General features: G+C 57.6%; 23 protein-coding genes. 20 read left to right on the top strand and 3 right to left on the bottom strand.

Annotated elements, in window-relative coordinates; all coding sequences use genetic code 11:
* The first annotated feature begins 87 nt into the window (after positions 1-87).
* From NZD89_RS27300 to rho, 3 genes are all read left to right on the top strand, one after another.
* The gene (locus NZD89_RS27300; RefSeq protein WP_268005764.1) at positions 88-450 is read left to right on the top strand and encodes a response regulator; all 363 of its coding nucleotides are present in this window, start codon (positions 88-90) and stop codon (positions 448-450) included.
* 56 nt (positions 451-506) lie between these two features.
* Positions 507-1154 (top strand): fructose-6-phosphate aldolase, encoded by a 648-nt coding sequence (gene fsa / locus NZD89_RS27295; RefSeq protein WP_268005763.1) that lies wholly within the window; start codon positions 507-509, stop codon positions 1152-1154.
* A 319-nt stretch (positions 1155-1473) separates the two neighbouring features.
* On the top strand, positions 1474-2775 hold the full coding sequence (gene rho / locus NZD89_RS27290) for a transcription termination factor Rho (RefSeq protein ID WP_438938747.1): 1302 nt from the start codon (positions 1474-1476) through the stop codon (positions 2773-2775).
* Between the two features lie 123 nt (positions 2776-2898).
* Here rho and NZD89_RS27285 read toward each other — a convergent pair whose 3' ends face one another.
* The gene (locus NZD89_RS27285) at positions 2899-3066 is read right to left on the bottom strand and encodes a hypothetical protein (protein ID WP_268005761.1); all 168 of its coding nucleotides are present in this window, start codon (positions 3064-3066) and stop codon (positions 2899-2901) included.
* A gap of 209 nt (positions 3067-3275) precedes the next feature.
* Here NZD89_RS27285 and rpmE point away from each other — a divergent pair, with 209 nt between their 5' ends.
* The 10 genes from rpmE to NZD89_RS27235 all read left to right on the top strand — a co-directional run bounded on the left by rpmE (position 3276) and on the right by NZD89_RS27235 (position 12935).
* Positions 3276-3482, top strand: a complete 207-nt coding sequence (rpmE, locus tag NZD89_RS27280) for a 50S ribosomal protein L31 (protein WP_268005760.1) — start codon at positions 3276-3278, stop codon at positions 3480-3482.
* A gap of 192 nt (positions 3483-3674) precedes the next feature.
* On the top strand, positions 3675-4748 hold the full coding sequence (gene prfA, locus NZD89_RS27275) for a peptide chain release factor 1 (protein WP_268005759.1): 1074 nt from the start codon (positions 3675-3677) through the stop codon (positions 4746-4748).
* Positions 4748-5701, top strand: a complete 954-nt coding sequence (gene prmC, locus NZD89_RS27270) for a peptide chain release factor N(5)-glutamine methyltransferase (RefSeq protein ID WP_268005758.1) — start codon at positions 4748-4750, stop codon at positions 5699-5701. The genes prfA and prmC overlap by 1 nt, the downstream gene beginning before the upstream one ends.
* 73 nt (positions 5702-5774) lie before the next feature.
* Positions 5775-6470, top strand: coding sequence for a stage II sporulation protein R (gene spoIIR / locus NZD89_RS27265; protein WP_268005757.1), 696 nt, complete (start codon positions 5775-5777; stop codon positions 6468-6470).
* 39 nt (positions 6471-6509) lie between these two features.
* Positions 6510-7589, top strand: a complete 1080-nt coding sequence (locus NZD89_RS27260; protein WP_268005756.1) for an L-threonylcarbamoyladenylate synthase — start codon at positions 6510-6512, stop codon at positions 7587-7589.
* 97 nt (positions 7590-7686) lie between these two features.
* Positions 7687-8310 carry a TetR/AcrR family transcriptional regulator gene (locus NZD89_RS27255; RefSeq protein ID WP_268005755.1) on the top strand — a complete coding sequence of 208 codons (624 nt, stop codon included), beginning with the start codon at positions 7687-7689 and terminating at the stop codon, positions 8308-8310.
* A 125-nt stretch (positions 8311-8435) separates the two neighbouring features.
* Complete coding sequence (gene icmF, locus NZD89_RS27250; RefSeq protein ID WP_268008635.1) at positions 8436-11708, top strand: fused isobutyryl-CoA mutase/GTPase IcmF; 3273 nt, start codon at positions 8436-8438, stop codon at positions 11706-11708.
* A 214-nt stretch (positions 11709-11922) separates the two neighbouring features.
* Positions 11923-12075, top strand: coding sequence for a hypothetical protein (locus NZD89_RS27245; RefSeq protein ID WP_268005754.1), 153 nt, complete (start codon positions 11923-11925; stop codon positions 12073-12075).
* Between the two features lie 173 nt (positions 12076-12248).
* Positions 12249-12662 (top strand): hypothetical protein, encoded by a 414-nt coding sequence (locus NZD89_RS27240; RefSeq protein ID WP_268005753.1) that lies wholly within the window; start codon positions 12249-12251, stop codon positions 12660-12662.
* A gap of 54 nt (positions 12663-12716) precedes the next feature.
* Positions 12717-12935 (top strand): hypothetical protein, encoded by a 219-nt coding sequence (locus NZD89_RS27235; RefSeq protein ID WP_268005752.1) that lies wholly within the window; start codon positions 12717-12719, stop codon positions 12933-12935.
* Between the two features lie 154 nt (positions 12936-13089).
* Here the strand turns inward: NZD89_RS27235 and NZD89_RS27230 are convergent, their stop codons facing one another.
* A complete protein-coding gene (locus NZD89_RS27230) occupies positions 13090-13800 on the bottom strand; it encodes a C40 family peptidase (RefSeq protein WP_268005751.1) in 711 nt (236 codons plus the stop codon).
* Positions 13742-14119 (bottom strand): hypothetical protein, encoded by a 378-nt coding sequence (locus tag NZD89_RS27225; RefSeq protein WP_268005750.1) that lies wholly within the window; start codon positions 14117-14119, stop codon positions 13742-13744. The genes NZD89_RS27230 and NZD89_RS27225 overlap by 59 nt, the downstream gene beginning before the upstream one ends.
* 162 nt (positions 14120-14281) lie before the next feature.
* Here NZD89_RS27225 and NZD89_RS27220 point away from each other — a divergent pair, with 162 nt between their 5' ends.
* From NZD89_RS27220 to upp, 7 genes are all read left to right on the top strand, one after another.
* On the top strand, positions 14282-14833 hold the full coding sequence (locus tag NZD89_RS27220) for a manganese efflux pump MntP (RefSeq protein WP_268005749.1): 552 nt from the start codon (positions 14282-14284) through the stop codon (positions 14831-14833).
* 186 nt (positions 14834-15019) lie between these two features.
* Positions 15020-15484, top strand: a complete 465-nt coding sequence (locus NZD89_RS27215) for a low molecular weight protein arginine phosphatase (protein ID WP_268005748.1) — start codon at positions 15020-15022, stop codon at positions 15482-15484.
* Between the two features lie 92 nt (positions 15485-15576).
* Positions 15577-15729 carry a hypothetical protein gene (locus NZD89_RS27210; protein ID WP_268005747.1) on the top strand — a complete coding sequence of 51 codons (153 nt, stop codon included), beginning with the start codon at positions 15577-15579 and terminating at the stop codon, positions 15727-15729.
* Complete coding sequence (locus NZD89_RS27205; protein ID WP_268005746.1) at positions 15726-16406, top strand: TIGR01440 family protein; 681 nt, start codon at positions 15726-15728, stop codon at positions 16404-16406. Before NZD89_RS27210 ends, NZD89_RS27205 begins: the two co-directional genes overlap by 4 nt.
* Before the next feature lie 142 nt (positions 16407-16548).
* Complete coding sequence (gene glyA, locus NZD89_RS27200) at positions 16549-17799, top strand: serine hydroxymethyltransferase (protein WP_268005745.1); 1251 nt, start codon at positions 16549-16551, stop codon at positions 17797-17799.
* A 1-nt stretch (position 17800) separates the two neighbouring features.
* Positions 17801-18136, top strand: a complete 336-nt coding sequence (locus NZD89_RS27195) for a hypothetical protein (RefSeq protein WP_268005744.1) — start codon at positions 17801-17803, stop codon at positions 18134-18136.
* A gap of 129 nt (positions 18137-18265) precedes the next feature.
* Entirely contained in the window at positions 18266-18895 is a 630-nt protein-coding gene (upp, locus tag NZD89_RS27190; protein WP_268005743.1) for a uracil phosphoribosyltransferase, read from the top strand.
* The last annotated feature ends 41 nt before the right edge of the window (positions 18896-18936 follow it).

Here is an 18936-nt window from a genome sequence, read left to right as displayed (position 1 = left end):
TCTGGCGACGAAGGAATCTTCACGTCACATGACGAACTCTCTTGCATATACATAGTGTTTTTTATGTAATGAAGAGGGTGTGTTCGTGTGGCGTACAAGGTACTGGTCGTCGATGACCAATTTGGCATTCGCGTACTTTTACAAGAGGTCTTGCAACGTGAGGGCTACGAGATCTTTCAAGCTCCGAATGGCACGACAGCACTCGAGATTGTTCAGCGAGAACAGCCAGATCTGATTTTGCTCGACATGAAGATTCCCGGTATGGATGGACTCGAGATTTTGAGAAACATCCGCAAGCTGGAGCTCGATACAAAAGTCATCATGATGACGGCGTACGGCGAACTCGATTTAATTCAAGAGGCAATGGAAATGGGGGCGCTCGCGCACTTTACCAAGCCGTTTGACATCGACGAGCTGCGGCAGGCGGTAAAGGATCAACTGCAAGCCTAGGGACCACAACCGCCAGTTCCTTGCCGGACAAGTTCTGCAGGGGAGGAACGAGAGAGATGAAATTATTTATCGACACCGCGAACGTGAATGACATTCGCCAGGCGGCGGAAATGGGCATTCTTAGCGGCGTGACGACCAATCCGAGCCTGGTGGCGCAGGAGGGTCGCGATTTCATTCAAGTGCTCCAGGAGATCATCGACATCGTCGATGGCCCAATCAGTGCAGAAGTTGTCAGCTTGGATGCAGAGAGCATGGTCAAGGAAGCATTGCCGCTTGCGGACATCCACAAGAATATCGTCATCAAGGTCCCGATGACTGCAGAGGGTCTGAAGGCCGTGTACCAATTGGCCAAGCGCGGCATTCGAACGAACGTGACGTTGATTTTTAGCGCGAATCAAGCGCTTCTGGCGGCACGTGCGGGCGCTCAGTACGTCAGTCCGTTTATTGGCCGCCTCAATGACATCAGTGTCGACGGCGTCGAGTTGATTTCAGATATCGCTCACATCTTCGATGTCCACGCCATCGACACGGAGATTATCGCAGCGAGCATTCGTCACCCAATCCACGTGACACAAGCTGCGAAGGCAGGGGCGCACATCGCCACCGTTCCGTTTGAGGTGTTAGATCAAATGATCAAACACCCTCTCACGGACCGCGGGATTGAACGTTTTTTGGCCGACTGGAGCACACTACACAAGAAGTAGCCTCGGGTGAATGCCTGCCGTCGCGTGCGGCAGGCCACTCATTTTAAACTCAGATGGTTTCCCCGCTTGTAGAATTGGGTATACCGGGTCTATACTATGCTTATCATCCGCCGCGTCACCCTATGAAGAACGTACACATCATGGAATGTATAGTCTCCTCGACACTTGATCAAGGATCACTATCCTCTCCACCTTCGCTTCCTTTCGTGTTGGACAGTGCTTTACGACTTCTGCTGCCTATAAGTCCGCCGCTTTGGTGTGACTACATTTTTTCATTATATGTGTGACCCAGACCGCAATCTCCGTGTGGCGGTAAAGAATGAGAGGGACGAATTTGGACATTAAGGAACTAGAAGAAAAGAAACTAACTGAACTCTATAAGTACGCGAAGGAATACCAGATTCCGTACTACGGGACGATGAAAAAGCGAGAGCTGATCTTTTCCATCTTGAAAGCTCAAGCTGAAAAAGACGGACTCATATTTGCGGCCGGCGTACTGGAAATCATGCAAGACGGGTACGGATTTCTGAGACCGGTCGGTTATCTGCCGAGTCAGGAAGACATTTATGTCGCCGCATCTCAGATTCGCCGATTTGACCTTCGCACCGGTGACTTCGTCTCAGGTAAGGTTCGACCCCCTAAGGAAAATGAACGCTACTTTGGTTTACTTCACGTGGAAGCCGTAAACGGATACAGCCCCGAGGTCGCCGCTGAACGCGTGCACTTCCCAGCCCTGACGCCCTTGTTCCCCACGGAACGCATTCGCATGGAAACCACACCTGAACATATCGCTACACGCCTTATCGACCTGTTTACACCGGTTGGCTTCGGGCAGCGCGGGTTGATCGTCGCTCCGCCGAAAGCGGGCAAGACGTTGCTGCTGAAAGAGATTGCCAACAGCATCGCGGAAAATTACCCAGACGCACACCTGTTTGTGCTGCTGATTGACGAACGCCCAGAGGAAGTCACCGACATGCAGCGCTCCGTCACCGGTGAAGTGGTCGCCTCCACCTTTGACGAACTGCCGGAGAATCACATCAAAGTGGCTGAATTGGTTCTCGAACGCGCGTTGCGCCTGGTCGAGCACGGACAGAACGTCATTATTCTGATGGACAGCATCACGCGCCTCGCCCGCGCCTACAACTTGGTTGTGCCACCGAGCGGGCGAACGCTCTCAGGGGGTATTGACCCGGCGGCATTCCACCGTCCAAAGCGGTTCTTTGGCTCTGCACGCAATGTGGAGGAAGGCGGAAGCCTGACCATTCTCGCGACGGCGCTCATCGAAACAGGGTCTCGTATGGACGACGTCATCTACGAGGAGTTCAAAGGAACAGGCAACATGGAACTGCATCTAGACAGGAAGCTCTCCGAGAAGCGCGTGTTCCCGGCGCTCGACATCCGTCGTTCCGGCACTCGTCGCGAAGAGGCTCTGCTCACGAAGGATGAACTTGAAAAGATGTGGGCGATTCGCAAGTCGATGGGGGACAATCAAGAATTTACCGAGATGTTCCTGCGTAAGTTCCGCCACTATAAGACGAACCAGGAGTTTCTCGACAGTCTGTCGCTCAGCCGGGAACGCAAGCCAAGCAATCAGGCGACTGTCGGCGCCTCCAACCAGTAAGGCTGCAACACCGGGGAGGATGGCCGACCAATGCCTGAAAGAGCGCCGTCGGCATACGGCGCTCGGTCATTGTGCACAAGCGAGTACATCGCGTCGTGCAATCTGATGTTAAGGCTCACGAAATCAATCGTCGTCGGGTTCGGGCAAGAAGCCAAAGTTTGGAGAACTACTGACTTGGCTCGTTACATTTGTGGTCCCTTGTTGCGTTGAGGATTGCGTTGCCGCATACACGGGGGCACAGGCGGTCAACAGGGTGGCCAGTGCGGCAGCAGCAGAGAATAACTTGAACATCTGGAATCCCTCCTATCGGGTGAATTGATGTTGCTCCATAAGAATAATTCCCTGGGACATAGACCGACAATAATTCCCTGTAACAATTGAAAGCGTATAGTACGCTCGAAATAAGAATTTTTTCCTCTCACGTGTCGCACGTGACATTTGAACAACCCTGTGTTATAATAAAAAACAGTGTTTAAACGTTAAAAGGGCGGTGAACAGATATGAAAACGGATATCCATCCGAATTACCATACAGTGACTGTGACCTGCGCTTGTGGCAATACGTTTGAGACGGGTTCCGTGAAGGACACCCTTCGCGTTGAAATCTGCTCGAAGTGCCATCCGTTCTACACAGGTAAGCAGAAGCTTATCGATGCAGGCGGTCGCGTAGACAAGTTCAATAAAAAGTACGGTATCAAAGCACAATAAGTGCTTGACCGCACTAGTGATTTGGAGTGTGAAGTGGTTCTTGTGCCAGCGCCAAGCGTCCCCACTTGAACCGCTTCTGCCCACATAAGCCATCGTTGGATCCGGTGGTCGCCCTCGCGGGTGGCTCGCTCATGCGTCGGGGATACCAACTTTGGCTTTTTTGTATCTCAGGAAGGCTGGAGGTGAGTGTTTGTGTTCGAACGATTATCGTTGATGGAAAACCGCTATGATCAACTAAGTCAGTTTCTGTGTGACCCGGAGGTCGTGAGCGACCCGAACCTGCTCCGAACGTACGCCAAGGAACAGTCTGACCTGCAGGAGACGGTGGAGACGTTTCGCTCTCTGAAGGCCGTACAGGACCAGTTGAACGACGCGAAAGCGATGCTTCAAGAGAAGCTCGACGACGATATGAAGGAATTTGTGCGCGCCGAGATCGAGCAGCTGCAGTCGGAGGTGGAGGCGCTTCAAGATAGACTGCAGATCTTGCTGTTGCCAAAGGACCCGAACGACGACAAGAACGTGTTCGTGGAAATCCGCGCCGCTGCAGGAGGCGAGGAAGCCGCGTTGTTTGCGGGTACGCTTCTGCGCATGTACACGCGTTTTGCCGAAGACCAGGGTTGGAAGACGCAGATGATTGACGCGCATTACACGGACATGGGCGGCTTCCGCGAAGTGACGCTGTCGATTCAGGGCCAAGGCGCCTTTAGCAAGCTCAAGTACGAGAGTGGAACGCATCGCGTCCAGCGCGTGCCCGTTACGGAGTCGGGCGGGCGGATTCACACGTCGACGGCCACGGTCGCGGTGCTGCCGGAGGTGGAAGAGGTCGAGGTGGACGTTCAGGAGAAGGACATCCGCATTGATACGTTTTGCTCGACAGGGCCTGGCGGACAGAGCGTCAATACGACCCAGTCGGCCGTGCGCATCACGCACATGCCAACGGGTATCGTCGTCTCCTGTCAAGACGAAAAGTCGCAGTTGAAGAACCGGGAAAAGGCGATGAAAGTCCTGCGTGCGCGCTTGTTTGAGAAATTCCAGCGCGAGCAACAGGAAGAGCAGGCGGCAGCGCGCAAGAACCAAGTGGGAACGGGCGATAGGAGCGAGCGAATCCGCACGTACAACTTCCCACAGAGCCGCGTGACCGATCACCGCATTGGGATGACCTTACACAAGCTGGAACAGGTGCTCGCAGGGGACTTGAACGAAATCATACACGGTCTCATCGTCGCGGATCGGGCGTCCATGCTCGAGACCGCCGCGGAGGCGTAATGAAGGAGCCGCTGCTTTTCGCCAAGCTCATCGCGTCGCAGGCTTTGCGCCTCGCTACGAGTGAGATCTACGAGACGTGGTCAGCCGAGGAAGTGACGCATCAGACGCGCGCCGAGGCGGAACAACTGGTCTGCGAGGTCATGGGCTGGTCTCGCCTGTCGCTTCTGCAGCACTTGACACAAGAGGTGCCGGCTGACAGCGAGGCGCTTGTCGAGCAGGCGGTTGAACGCCGGTTGAACGGCGAACCGCTTGCGTACATACTCGGGCATACACATTTTTACGGACGGGTCTTCGAGACGCGTCCTGGCTGTCTGATCCCGCGCCCCGATACGGAGACACTCGTCGAGGCGACGCTGTCGTTCGTGCGCAGCGCGGCCTGTCGCCGCGCTTCAGACCATCCGCTTCGCCTCGTGGAAATCGGTCCAGGTACGGGCTGTATCGCTGTTACGCTGGCCTTGGAATGTCCGCAGACGTCCGTCACCGCGGTCGACATCGCAAAGGAGGCCGTCGAGTTGACGCGCGAGAACGCCTTGCACCTGGGTGCCAGCGTCGAGGTCATTCGTGCGGACGGCTTGCAGTGGCTGCGTGCACAGGCGGACGTCGGGCAATCGTTCGACGTCATCGTCAGCAACCCGCCGTATATTCCAAAGGGTGAGCTTTTGCAGCTTGATCGCGACGTCCGGGACTTTGAGCCGCACATCGCACTGGATGGAGGCGTCGATGGTCTGGATTTCTATCGGGCTTTTGCGGATCTTCCTACCTCGGTATTGGGTTCTCAAGCGCGCTGTGCAGGATTTTTCTTCGAGGTGGGAAGCGGTCAAGCGCAGCACGTTGCCGAGCTCTTTCGCGCGCAACCGGGGTGGAGTGGTTTCACTGTGCGCACCCGTCGTGACTTGCGCGGCATCGAGCGCGTCGTCGAGGTCATCCGCGAGGGGAGAACGGCACACTCCTAAAAATCTAGCAAACGGGTTTAACCCTACTAGACTCTGGCGAGACTGTTGCTAGATACGGTAGGAGGGATTCCGGATGCGGATTTCGAGACGGTTTGTAGCTTTTGTTGGAATTGCGGCGGTCGTTGTCGGTGCAGGAAGGATGCTCATGCATCATCCGGCCTCGGCTGAAGCCAAGGATGTCGTATACAGCAACGTGGCGACGCCCCACGACGCGCCAATTCCCCAAGAGGCACTCCGTCTTCGCATCATTGCAAACAGCGACAGCCCAGCGGATCAGACGCTGAAGCTGGAAATCCGCGACGCCGTCGTCGAACAGGTCGGCGGCTGGGTCTCCGGCGCGAAAAACGCGACAGAGGCGCGGAAGATTGTCATCGAACACATTCCACAAATCGAGGCGACGGCGACGCGCGTGGAACACGCGCATGGCGTCTACGAGCCGATTCGCACGGATGTCGGCGAGGTGCCCTTCCCGACGAAAATCTATGGCAACCGGGTATACCCGGCCGGCAATTATGAAGCCTTGCGCCTGACTATTGGCAAAGGGCAAGGAGCAAACTGGTGGTGCGTGTTATATCCACCTCTCTGCTTCATCGACGTAGCAGAGGGCGATGCGGTGCCAAACACTGGATCCTTCCCAGACCTGCCACCCTTAGAGACGATTCAAGTCGCTGGGGCCGACGGCAAGAAGCAAACCGTTCAAGTTCGGATGGCGAGTGTGGATTACGGCGAGGAGGCTTTCAAGGCCTTGAAGCAGTTGCTGAGTAAATAGGGGCCAACAGGCTAGGACGAATCTGTGAGGAGTGTCAGTATGCAGCGGTGGACTTTGGGTGAGGACGACGTACGGAATCAGGAGTCACTTGCACAAGCGGCGGAAATGTTGCGAGTCGGGAAACTGGTCGCATTTCCGACCGAGACCGTGTATGGACTGGGGGCAAATGCGCTCGATGAGGCGGCTGTACAGCGGATTTTCGCCGCTAAGGGCCGACCCGCTGACAATCCACTGATTGTCCACATCGCAGACCAGCGTCAACTCGCGGATCTGCTGCCTGCGGGATACGAGCCGAGCCACGTGGAAAAGAAATTGATGGACGCGTTCTGGCCAGGTCCGTTGACGCTCTTGTTCCCGGTCGGGCAACAGGTGGCCCACTCCGTGCACCCGGGAAGGGACACCGTCGGCATCCGGATGCCGGACCACCCGGTTGCGCAGTCGCTCATCCGCCTGTGCGGAGTGCCCATCGCGGCACCGAGCGCCAATACGTCGGGCCGACCGAGTCCGACGACTGCGGCGGCAGTGGAAGAGGACCTGGCGGACGCGCTTGATGGCTTGGTCGATGGCGGCCATTGTGGAATCGGCGTGGAGTCGACCGTGCTGCTCGTCGACGACCAGCGCGCCATCATCTTACGGCCGGGCGGAGTGACACAGGAGATGATTGCAAACGTACTCGACTTGCCCGTGGTCTACGATGCAAACGTCACCGACGCCAACGCGCCTGCGCTGGCCCCTGGGATGAAGTATCGCCACTATGCGCCAAACGCCTCTGTCCACGTGTGGTGGGGGGATCCGGAAGACGTTCACCGGGCGATGCTCGAGTTGCTCATCGACGACGAGGTGCCGAGTGCGCGACCCTTGCCGAAGGCTTCTATTATCGCTCCGGACGACTTTCTCAGCCGCTACGAGTTCCCGATTGCCCGCGAGCTGCAGCGACCGCTGCCACACGAGACATACGAGGACGCCCTGGCTAAGAACTTATATCAATTGCTTCGCGAATTCGATCACGAGGGTGCCACCGATATTCTCATCCACGGCGTCAATCCGGGCCGCGGCCTTGGCACGGCGGTCATGAATCGCTTACAGAAAGCGGCGGAAGGACGCGTGTTCCGCGTCTGATCCGCCGCCGCGACAGGTGGCATAAACGCGTTGCAGGCCTTTGTGAAAACGCGTACACTGGAATTGAGCGAGCGCTCAGTCGGGAAGGAGTGAGTCGATGTCACGGACTGTCCCAAGCAGCGTAAAGAATCCGGAGAAAATTCGCGAGCGGCGGGATCAAATTATCGAAGCCGCCGTCCAACTGTTTCGCGAGAAAGGGTTTCACAAGACGACGACAAGGGAGATTGCCAAGGCGAGTGGACTTTCAAACGGCGCCGTGTACGAGTACGTGCAGTCGAAGGAGGACATTTTGTACCTCGTCTGTAAGCGCATACACCAATCTGTCGAGGAGCAGTTGAGGAGTCGCTTGTCCGAACACGCTCGCGGTGCGACGCGCCTCAAGCACGCCATGGAGGCATTTTTTGGCGTCGTGGAGTTGATGAAGAACGACATCTTGCTGATCTACCAGGAGAGTAAGTCGCTGCCCCGAGAATTCCTGCGCGAGGTGCTGCGGGATGAAGAGGAGGTGACGAAGGTGTTCGAACGGCTGCTCACAGCGGGCAATGCGGACGGGTCGCTCGCCCTGGCGCCCGAATCCATCCCGCTCATGGCGCAGAACATCGTCGTCTCCGGGCAGATGTGGGCATTTCGCCGCTGGGCGTTCGACGGCATCGCGTTTGAGCAGTTCTGCTCGGTTCAAACCGAGATGTTGATGCAAGCGTGCGGTGCGGTAGACGCGTGATAGACGGACTTGAAACGGGAATTGCCAAGGCCAAAGTTGGAACGTCTGGAGGGACCCCGATGAATGCACAGAGCGCAAATCAAGTAGACCCATCAAAAGGAAAGCAAGACCGGATAGATTTCTCAATGACTCAGGAGACGGTGCCATACCGCCCTCAACACGCCGTGCGGTTTGTCACCGCGTCGAGCCTATTTGACGGACATGACGCCTCTATCAACATCATGCGGCGAATCTTACAAGCGTCCGGAGTGGAGGTCATCCACCTCGGTCACAACCGCAGCGTCGACGAGATTGTGAGCGCGGCGATTGAGGAGGATGTTCAGGGCATCGCTGTCAGTTCATATCAAGGCGGCCACGTCGAGTTTTTCAAGTACATGTACGATCTCATCCGAGAGCGCGGCGCCGACCACATCCGGATTTTCGCTGGCGGTGGGGGCGTCATTGTTCCCGAGGAGATCAAAGACCTCGAGTCGTACGGAATTGCGAAGATCTTCTCACCCGACGACGGGCGCAGACTTGGCTTGCAAGGGATGATCAACTACATGATCCGCGTCTGCGACTTCGACCCAGTGGCCGACTCCGACGTGCGCGCTGCCGTACAGCACCTGTCGAAGCGGTCGCCGCAGACGGTCGCCAAACTCGTCACCTATGTGGAGCAGGCGAATCACCGCGCACAAGACGCCTACAAGGACGTGCTGGCAGCGATTCACGAACGGCGGCAGGCGGTCCCTGTCCTGGGTATCACGGGTACAGGCGGTGCGGGTAAGTCGTCTTTGACCGACGAACTCGTGCGCCGCTTCACCCGCGACTTCGCCGACAAGCACGTCGCCATCTTCTCTATCGATCCGTCGAAGCAGAAGACGGGCGGCGCCCTCTTAGGCGACCGCATTCGGATGAACGCGATTCACAGCGACCGGGTGTTTATGCGCAGTTTGGCCACCCGCAAGTCGCGAAGCGAGCTGTCGGACGCGATAGCAGAAGCGATTGACATCGCGAAAGCGGCGGCGTTTGACTTGATCATCGTGGAGACGAGCGGGATTGGTCAGGGGGACGCACAAATCGTCTCCATCTCCGACGTGGCCTTGTACGTGATGACCGCGGAATTCGGTGCCCCATCCCAGTTGGAGAAAATAGATATGCTCGACTACGCAGATCTCGTCGTCATCAACAAATTCGACCGCCGTGGCTCCGAGGATGCCCTGCGGCACGTCCGCAAACAGGTTCAACGCAATCAGGGTAGGTTTCATACGAGCGTCGAGCAGATGCCTGTATACGGAACGGTCGCGAGCCAATTCAACGACCCTGGGACGAATGTCATGTACCTTGCGCTGTTGGATATCATCAACGAGAAGTGCGGCACCAACTGGGTGAGTTCGACCGCGGTTGGCGACCTTGGCAACCGCAAACCGGCTATCATTCCAGGGGAGCGGGCGCAGTACCTGCTCGACATCGCCAATGCGGTGAAGGCCTACCACGCGTTCGTCCATCAACAGGTATCAATCGCACGGCAAAGTTACCAATTGAAGGGCACGATTGCGCAACTGCGGGAGCAACCGGACGCCGACGCGCACGCCATCGCGGACACCCTCGAGTTGATGTTCCAACGTCGCTGGGAAACGGCACACAGGGATACAAAGCGGATCGTCGACGGCTGGAGCGCACTGCAACAGGCGTATGCGGCAGACGAATACACGACGAACGTGCGCGGCAAGGAAGTGCGCACGACACTCACTCACACATCGCTCTCGGGCACGCGCATTCCCAAAATTGCGTTGCCCAAGTACGAAGAGTGGGGGGAAATTGTCAAGTGGTCGATGCTCGAGAACGTCCCAGGACAGTTCCCGTTTACGGCGGGCGTGTTTCCGTTCAAGCGCCAAGAGGAGGAGCCGCGGCGGCAGTTTGCAGGTGAAGGGACACCCGAGCGCACCAACCGGAGATTTCACTATCTGAGTGAAAACGACTCCGCGAAGCGACTCTCCACCGCCTTTGACAGTGTGACGCTGTACGGCGAGGACCCGGATTACCGCCCAGACATCTATGGCAAAATCGGAGAGAGCGGCGTCAGTATCTGCACGCTTGAGGACATGAAGAAGTTGTACGCCGGCTTTGACCTGTGTTCGCCGAACACGAGTGTCTCGATGACCATCAACGGGCCGGCACCCATGCTGTTGGCGATGTTTTTGAACACGGCGATCGACCAGCAAGTCGACAAGTTCAGAGCACAGAACGGACGCGAGCCCTCCGAACAGGAGTTGGCGGAAATCAAAGGCGCTACGCTGCGGACGGTCCGCGGTACGGTTCAGGCTGATATCTTGAAGGAGGATCAAGGGCAAAACACCTGTATTTTCTCCACCGAGTTCGCCTTGCGGATGATGGGGGATATTCAACAGTACTTCATCGACCACCAGGTGCGAAACTACTACTCCGTCAGTATCTCTGGATATCACATCGCGGAGGCGGGCGCCAACCCTATCACGCAGCTGGCGTTTACACTGGCGAACGCGTTTACGTACGTGGAGTACTATCTCAGTCGCGGCATGCAAATTGACGATTTTGCGCCGAATCTCTCGTTTTTCTTCAGCAACGGGATGGACCCGGAATACACGGTCATCGGCCGCGTGGCTCGCCGCATCTGGGCGACGGTGATGAAGCACAAATACGGCGCGAGCGAGCGTAGTCAAAAGTTGAAATACCACATCCAGACGTCTGGCAGGTCACTGCACGCTCAGGAGATCGACTTTAACGACATTCGCACCACACTACAGGCCTTACTGGCCATTTACGACAACTGTAACTCGCTTCACACCAACGCGTACGACGAAGCCATCACCACCCCGACGGAAGACAGCGTTCGGCGCGCGATGGCCATTCAGATGATCATCAACCGCGAGTTTGGGCTCGCCAAGAACGAAAATCCGCTGCAGGGCGCGTTCATTATCGACGAATTGACGGATCTCGTCGAACGGGCGGTACTCGAGGAATTCAATCGCATCAACGACCGCGGGGGCGTTCTCGGCGCCATGGAGACGCAGTACCAGCGCAGCAAGATCCAGGAGGAGTCCCTCTATTACGAGGAGCAGAAGCATACCGGAGCACTCCCGATCATCGGCGTCAATACGTTCCTCAACCCGAAGACGCTCGCAGCCGACTACGAGCCGCCGAGTGTCGAACTCGCCCGCGCTACGAAGGAGGAGAAGGAGCAACAAATCCGAGCGCTTCGCGCGTTTCAGGAACAGCATGCGGCGCGTGCACCGCAAGCCTTGGCGCACCTTCAAGAGGTGGCGATGAAGGGGGAAAACATCTTTGCTGCGCTGATGGAGACCGTCAGGTTCGCATCGCTCGGACAAATTACACGTGCGTTGTACGAAGTCGGTGGCAGGTATCGGCGAAACATGTGAGGGCCCTTGAGCGTCGTCGGCGAGTTGCCGGGATACTCACCAAATTGTGCCACATTCCAGAAAGATCCTAAAGTGTGTCGGAATCTAGTCTTAAGTGAGAACAAACTGCGGCAAGTCGTCAGAGAGTGCCGCCGACCCATTCCCATCGCACAAATGGCAGCTATAATGACCATTGCAGGAGTTAAACACATCGCGAGTGCGGGAGTGAAAATACATGGTCGGATTGGTGATAGTAGGTGTGGTTTTGCTACTCGTGGTCGGCGCGGCAATGCTCGTTGGTAACCATCTGATGGAGAAAGCGGTTCACAAGGACGCTCATGAACAACCGACACATTCGCAGGTGGATGCGAGCGACAAGACAGCTTAACTTCGTTTTCTTTACAATCCAGTGGGCATTTACGCTCGACGCAAATGTCCGCTTTTTTACAACAATGCCCTCATCTTCGGCGAACCGAAGATGAGGGCATTGTTGCGTGATTCGCCGATGGTGGGCTAGGGTGTGCTTAATCCCCAGTTCACTGGCTTGACGCAGTATTTGTAGTGTTAGTCGCCGTACTGGACGATGGACTTCCGGAGCTCGTCGAGGACCCTGTCGAAGGGGCACCTGACCCCGTGGTCGTAGAGCTGGAAGCGTTCGAACTCGCCCCGGATGATGCGGTCTTGTCACCGCTGGCACCGCCTGATTCACCGGTACTGCCGGTGCCATTGGTGGATAACCCGCCGGCTGTCGACCCGGAACTGTTGCTCGAGCCCGTCGCGCTCTTTCCCGTGCTGGTCGTCCCAGTCGACGTGTTCGCGTGCCCTGTGGACGGCGGCGTCGCTGTGGAGCTACCAGGTGCTGCGCCGGTGCTTTGCAGATTGCTCGTGGTAGTGCTCGCGGTAGTGGAAACGCCGCCACTTGTCGTCTGTGTGGTTGTGCCAGAAGAGGATGACGACACAGAACTCGTTGAATAGCTTTCAAAAATCTCGTCCGCAGTGATCGGTGGTTCATTCGTCGGGACGATTTTTATGGCTGTGCTCGTCCCATTTGCCGTGGTTGCGGATGACGATGAGTTGGCGACGCTAGACGCCGTCGCGCGATTGACCGAAGATGTGTTCGCCGTCGATCCGCCACCCGCTGTGTTCGCGCATCCGACCAAACCGACGAGGCAAACGATTGCAACGCCCATTCCTGTAACCGATTTCCGACCCAACACCCGTTTCAACCCCGTCCCCGATACAATCTAGTACTCTATTCTCTATCCTATCTTATTCTTGAGAAATTGCACGGGGGAATCCTGGGAGTCATCGGCGTGCATTGGCACCTCGCGACGTGACAAGGCCGACGCATCTGCACTTTGCGCCGGCCCTAGAACGGTTCCGATTCGTCGCGTGGCAATCGTCAAAACATCCGCCGGACTGCGCTCAAGTGCTTGCCCCACTCGGTGTCCGGGCCAAGTGGCAGGACGCCGACTTTGCCGAGGCCGCCGCCGCATTGAATCATCTGATCGTTGCCTAGATAGATACCTACGTGCCTACCGTTGTCGAAGATCAGCAAATCCCCCTTGCGCATGTCCCATTCTGGAACGGTGACGCCGACCGTGTCCTCTATCGCGTTGCTGTTGCCATTCATCTGATAGCCAAGGGCGTGGTGGTACACGTAGGAGACGAAGTTGCTGCAGTCAAAGCCAGTTTCGCCCCTGTCCGCGTTGTGACCCCAGATGTTCGGTGTCCCTTCGCGGTCGGATGCGACGGTGACCACCGCGTCCGCTTTGTCCTGCGGGGGGGCGGTGACGGGGGCGACGGGCCGGATGGCGTGATCGATAGAGACGCCTGGAGGGGGTACTTGAATGTGCTGACCGAGGGCGAACGTCGCCGCAGAGGCATTTACCGACGTCGAGACCTCGCCCCGGCTGGAGACTGTGGCGTCGCGTAAAACTTGGCCGTCGGCATTTTGCACGACGACTCGGCGGACGAGGTCATGCGGGAACTGTGCGTTGATGTAGTTGGGTAGTCCGTTGGGGCTCGCGAGATCGACGACGGATTCGCCCGTTTCACCAGGCGCCGCCGGTTTGGTGACGAGCCTTAGCCCCTGTCCGCTCACGTGCTCCACGTTCAACACCACCACGACACGCGGTTGATTCGATGACCACGTGTTGTGCTGCGTCGAAGGCGACGCCGCGAATCCCGCCGTGTCGTTGGCGATGGGCAGAGCGCTGTTCGCCGCGCCTCTTTGCTGTCCACAGCCTGGCAGAAGGCCGGTGGCGCCCGACACCGCGGCGGTGACGACAAGCGTGCGGATGATGAGATGCATGGTAGGGCCTCCTTCGCTTTCTCATTACAGGGATGTCGAAACGCGTGAGATGACCGTCCGTCTCACCGTTTGAACGCAAAAAGCGGATTATAGGGAAAGCGTTTATCAAGAGTGCCAACCTTATGCATCATTTGGAAATCAATGAGACTGCCTGCTGCGTCAATGGTCCGCCACTTGCGCCGCAAAGTCCCCTTCGTGGCGTCGCCGGATCACCTTCCTTTCATGAGCGGATGGACGAGCGCATAGACATGGACTAGTTGAGAAGAGGGGGAGCCACGGCGTGAATCACCTGCAGGCACTAACAGAAATCCTCTTGATGTCGTTTGCGCTCGGTATGGATGCGCTCTCTTTATCGATCGGGATCGGACTTGGAAATATCAACCACAAAACGGCACTACAACTGTGCTTTTCCATTGGTGTGTTTCACGTCATTCTCACGCTTGCCGGCCTCGTATTTGGAAATCTTGTGGGGTATTACCTAGGTGGATTGGCCCAATGGTTTGGCGCGCTTTTGTTGATGGGACTTGGCGCCCACATGCTGTATAGCAGTTTGTTCGGCAAGGAGGAGACGCTAAAGCCTATCGGCAACGCCTTCGCCATGACGCTGTTTTCGGCGAGTGTCTCGCTCGACGCGCTGTCCGTCGGCTTTAGCCTCGGCTTGCGCAGTGCCACGTACGGTGTCGTATCGGCCATGTCATTTGGCTGTATCAGTATGCTGATGTGCGCGACAGGGCTGTTCATCGGCAAGAAGTTTAGCGGTTCTGTCGGGCGCTATGGAGAGATTCTCGGTGCCTTCGTGCTGATTGGCTGTGGCCTCAATTTTTTGTTCTGAGGTCTCATCCCCGGCGCGGGCGATTGGGGTATTTCGCCCTATCCCCTCCGAACGCGGCTGGTTGGCGTGATTGCATGGATAAAAACAGCAGGGATATACTGAAGGGGAAGCGGAAACCAGACTCGAGCCATGACTAGTCGTCTCGGCCTTTTTGGCACGGGCTCAGGAATATAGGTGAGACGATTCATGCACATTCTCTTTGTATGTACCGGAAATACGTGCCGCAGTCCGATGGCTGCGGCTTTGGCGCGACATCACGCAGCTTTACAGGGAGTCGACGTGACCGTGGATTCGGCGGGCATCTACGCGTTTTCGGGACATCCGATGGCGCGCTACGCGACCGATGCGCTGATTCGGCGCCAAGTCGTCGTCCCAAACCATCAGTCACAGCCCGTCACCAAGGAGCTCGTGACGAAGGCGGACTTCATTTTTACGATGACGGCGTCGCACAAGGACGACCTCCTGTATCAGTATCCGGAGGCGTCGGGTAAGACGCATACGCTGCTGGAATTCGTCGGGTCCGACCCGTCGTCAACCGACGTAGCCGATCCGTTTGGCGGCCCCGTCGAGGTCTACGAGGCGTGCGCCGGGGAGCTTGACGGCGTCATCGAACAACTGATGAAGAAGCTATCGGATAAGCCCTCAGCTTGATCCCATCGGCGATGGCGTGAAAGGGAGGGCGAATGGAGGTGGCCAAAACGAGGTCGTCTCTGTTCGAATCACGAATGTGGAGGTCTGCGACCATGTACATTGCCACCGCGAGGGATGGCGTCGGTCATCGGTTCAAACAATCGGTTCTACCGATTCTCCCGGAGGGACTGGTTGAGTGTAAAGCGGAGTGTGTGCGAGGGCGGCCGTCGAGGATGCAGAAGGGACTGGAGGTGGCGGACAGATGAGCGATACGACGTGCGATGAACCGCTCGAACGCGGCGCCCTTCTTGGTTCGAATGGCGCCGCAGGCCATCCCGCCGACGGCGAGGCGGGCCTCTCGAGCGCAGATCCCGAACTGGCCGCTCACCTGCGCGAGTTGCTCGACGATTTGCAAGCTGCTGCAAGCTTACAACCGGGTCAGCTCGTCGTCGTCGGCGCGTCGTCCAGCGAGGTCATCGGCCAGCGTATCGGCACCGCTACCTCGCGAGCCGTGGGCGAAGTGATCGTCGATACCATTTTGGATTGGGCGCGAGGGCTTTGCGTCGAGGTGGCGTTCCAGTGCTGCGAACACCTCAATCGTTCGCTTGTCGTCGAGCGCTCGAGTGCGATGGCACGTTCGTTGCAAGAGGTCTTTGCCATTCCGGTCCCTGGCGCGGGCGGCGCTGTGGCGTCCGTCGCATACTTTCGCATGAAGGACGCATGTTTGGTCGCCGAAGTGCGGGCGGATGCGGGCATCGATATCGGGGATACGCTGATTGGAATGCACCTCAAACGCGTCGCCGTGCCCGTCCGCGGCAGGTATCAGGCGCTTGGCGCCGCGCATGTCACGATGGCTAGAACGCGCCCACCGCTCGTCGGCGGCACGCGTGCCGTATACGACGTGGCCGAGGCCAAGCGGCGCATTCAGGGCTCTGCGCGGTAGCGAGCTGCCGGCGACATCTGAATTCATTTTATAAGCGCACGATTCAAAAGCATCGGGCAGGGAATTACATATGGAAGCGCGAATGACATGGGTTGTGTTTTAGAGGGCGTTGTCGCCGTATAAAGGGGAGGAGCACTGGATTATGAAATTACGAGACTGTGATCAAGATGTCGCCATCGCGATGGAGAAGGAACTCCGTCGCCAACAGGACAAAATCGAGCTCATCGCATCCGAGAACTTCGTCAGTGAACCTGTGTTGGCCGCACTTGGATCCGTGTTGACCAATAAATACGCAGAAGGTTACCCAGGTCGCCGCTACTACGGCGGTTGCGAGTACGTCGACGTCGTCGAAAACATCGCGCGCGACAGGGTGAAGGAGCTGTTTGGCGCGGAGCACGCCAACGTCCAACCACACTCCGGGGCACAGGCGAACATGGCCGTCTACTTTAGCGTCTTGAAGCCCGGGGACAAGGTGCTCGGCATGAATTTGGCACACGGTGGCCACTTGACGCACGGCAGCCCTGTGAATTTCTCCGGCCAACTGTACGAATTCGTATCCTACGGCGTCGATGCGAATTCACACCGCATCGACTACGACGAAGTCCAGGCGGCGGCCAAGGAGCATCGGCCGAAAATCATCGTCGCAGGGGCGAGTGCCTACCCGCGCGTCATCGACTTTGAGCGCATGCGCGCCATTGCGGACGAAGTAGGTGCCTACCTCATGGTCGACATGGCGCACATCGCCGGTCTCGTCGCTTCTGGCCTTCATCCATCCCCAGTGCCGCACGCGCACTTCGTGACGTCGACGACGCACAAGACCTTGCGCGGACCCCGCGGCGGTCTCATTCTCTGCAAAGCCGAATTTGCAAAACAAATCGACAAGAGTATCTTCCCAGGCATCCAAGGCGGACCGCTCATGCACGTCATCGCGGCGAAGGCCGTGGCGTTCGGGGAAGCCCTGAAGCCCGAATTCAAGGACTACTCTCGGCAAATTGTCGACAACGCCCAAGCGCTGGCGGCTGCACTCACGGGGAAAGGCTTCCAGCTCATCTCGGGCGGTACGGATAACCACCTCATTCTCATCGACGTGAGGAATTTCGACATCACAGGCAAAGAGGCGGAGCGCCGCTTGGACGAAGTCGGCGTCACTGTCAACAAGAACGCCATCCCGTTCGATCCGGCGAGCCCGATGGTGACGAGCGGCATCCGCATCGGCACCCCGGCCGTGACGACGCGCGGAATGGACGAGGAGGCGATGGGTGAAATCGCCGAGATCTTCCACCTCGTCCTCCATGGGGAGTTCACGGAGGCCGTCCGTCACGCGGCCAGCGCGAAAGTGGAGGCGCTCACCGCCCGCTTCCCACTGTATGAAACACTTAGTTACGCGGAGTGAGTTGGCTTTCACAACGACTAGGCGAGCGGGGCGTTGCCCCGGCTTCGCCCAGTTCACCGCCCGCGACGGCTGCCGCCTGAAACAGGCCATGGGTGAATCCGTCACCTGTGGCTCCCGCCTTGGCGGGGGATGCTGGGACACCGGCTTTTGCGTGGTGCGACAAAGGGCCGCAAAGCCGCTCGAGCGCGGCAACCTGGCCTATCGGACATCGCCCCTTCCAGCCACTTACCCCGGTCCCGACAGTGCTTCCCCCATCGCCCCGCATACACAGATGTACAATCCAGACGCCGATTTACGGCACCCGCCGGATACCATCGACCAACTTTTCACAACTTAACCGTGTACGTCGCGTCGCGGCACACATAGCCCACTCGTTCGTCACGTTCCTACACTGGCGAATTCTCTCCGTGGGCGTTGGCGGAATTTGATATAATAACCGCAAATGACTCAGAAGGAGCGTCGCCCCTTGGGACAAGTCCATGTGCTTGACCATCCATTGATTCAACACAAACTCACATACATACGGAACAAAGATACGGGCACCAAGGAGTTTCGCGCGTTGGTGCAGGAAGTATCGATGCTCATGGCCTATGAAATCACGAGGAATTTACCGCTCGCCGAGACTGAGGTGGACACGCCAGTCGCCCGTGCGCGGACGAACGTCATCGCAGGGAAGACGTTGGCGCTCGTACCGGTGCTGCGCGCGGGGCTCGGGATGCTCGACGGGATTCTCAACTTGATTCCGAATGCGAAAGTGGGGCACGTCGGCCTCTATCGAGATCCGGAGACCTTACAGCCCGTCGAATACTACTGTAAATTGCCGGCGAACGTGGAGGAGCGCGATGTCATCGTCGTCGATCCAATGTTGGCCACGGGCGGATCTGCCTCGGCTGCCCTGGCGGCCGTAAAAGCGCGCGGCGCCAAGCAACCCAAGTTGATGTGCCTCGTCGCGGTGCCAGAAGGCATCCGCACGGTTCAGCGGGATCACGAGGACGTCGACATTTTCACCGCGGCCGTCGACGATTATTTAAATGACCACGGCTACATCGTGCCGGGCCTTGGCGACGCGGGCGACCGCCTGTTTGGCACGAAGTAAACCTGACTGCACTGGTCCGGCCGCCAATCGCTCGGTCGGTC

It is taken from the genome of Alicyclobacillus fastidiosus, assembly GCF_026651875.1.
GTDB classification, from domain to species: domain Bacteria; phylum Bacillota; class Bacilli; order Alicyclobacillales; family Alicyclobacillaceae; genus Alicyclobacillus; species Alicyclobacillus fastidiosus.
Note: the sequence above shows the minus strand (reverse complement) of the source record. Positions and strands in the feature narration are given on the sequence as shown.

Bases quoted from the DNA above. Each gene is read 5' to 3' on its own strand.
- NZD89_RS27235 (WP_268005752.1), top strand. From the start codon at position 12,717: ATGGCTGTGCTCGTCCCATTTGCCGTGGTTGCGGATGACGATGAGTTG.
- NZD89_RS27205 (WP_268005746.1), top strand. From the start codon at position 15,726: ATGAGCGATACGACGTGCGATGAACCGCTCGAACGCGGCGCCCTTCTT.
- NZD89_RS27245 (WP_268005754.1), top strand. From the start codon at position 11,923: ATGGTCGGATTGGTGATAGTAGGTGTGGTTTTGCTACTCGTGGTCGGC.
- NZD89_RS27210 (WP_268005747.1), top strand. From the start codon at position 15,577: ATGTACATTGCCACCGCGAGGGATGGCGTCGGTCATCGGTTCAAACAA.
- NZD89_RS27260 (WP_268005756.1), top strand. From the start codon at position 6,510: ATGCAGCGGTGGACTTTGGGTGAGGACGACGTACGGAATCAGGAGTCA.
- NZD89_RS27285 (WP_268005761.1), bottom strand. From the start codon at position 3,066: ATGTTCAAGTTATTCTCTGCTGCTGCCGCACTGGCCACCCTGTTGACC.
- rpmE (WP_268005760.1), top strand. From the start codon at position 3,276: ATGAAAACGGATATCCATCCGAATTACCATACAGTGACTGTGACCTGC.
- prmC (WP_268005758.1), top strand. From the start codon at position 4,748: ATGAAGGAGCCGCTGCTTTTCGCCAAGCTCATCGCGTCGCAGGCTTTG.
- glyA (WP_268005745.1), top strand. From the start codon at position 16,549: ATGAAATTACGAGACTGTGATCAAGATGTCGCCATCGCGATGGAGAAG.
- spoIIR (WP_268005757.1), top strand. From the start codon at position 5,775: ATGCGGATTTCGAGACGGTTTGTAGCTTTTGTTGGAATTGCGGCGGTC.
- NZD89_RS27215 (WP_268005748.1), top strand. From the start codon at position 15,020: ATGCACATTCTCTTTGTATGTACCGGAAATACGTGCCGCAGTCCGATG.
- fsa (WP_268005763.1), top strand. From the start codon at position 507: ATGAAATTATTTATCGACACCGCGAACGTGAATGACATTCGCCAGGCG.
- icmF (WP_268008635.1), top strand. From the start codon at position 8,436: ATGACTCAGGAGACGGTGCCATACCGCCCTCAACACGCCGTGCGGTTT.
- rho (WP_438938747.1), top strand. From the start codon at position 1,474: ATGAGAGGGACGAATTTGGACATTAAGGAACTAGAAGAAAAGAAACTA.
- NZD89_RS27255 (WP_268005755.1), top strand. From the start codon at position 7,687: ATGTCACGGACTGTCCCAAGCAGCGTAAAGAATCCGGAGAAAATTCGC.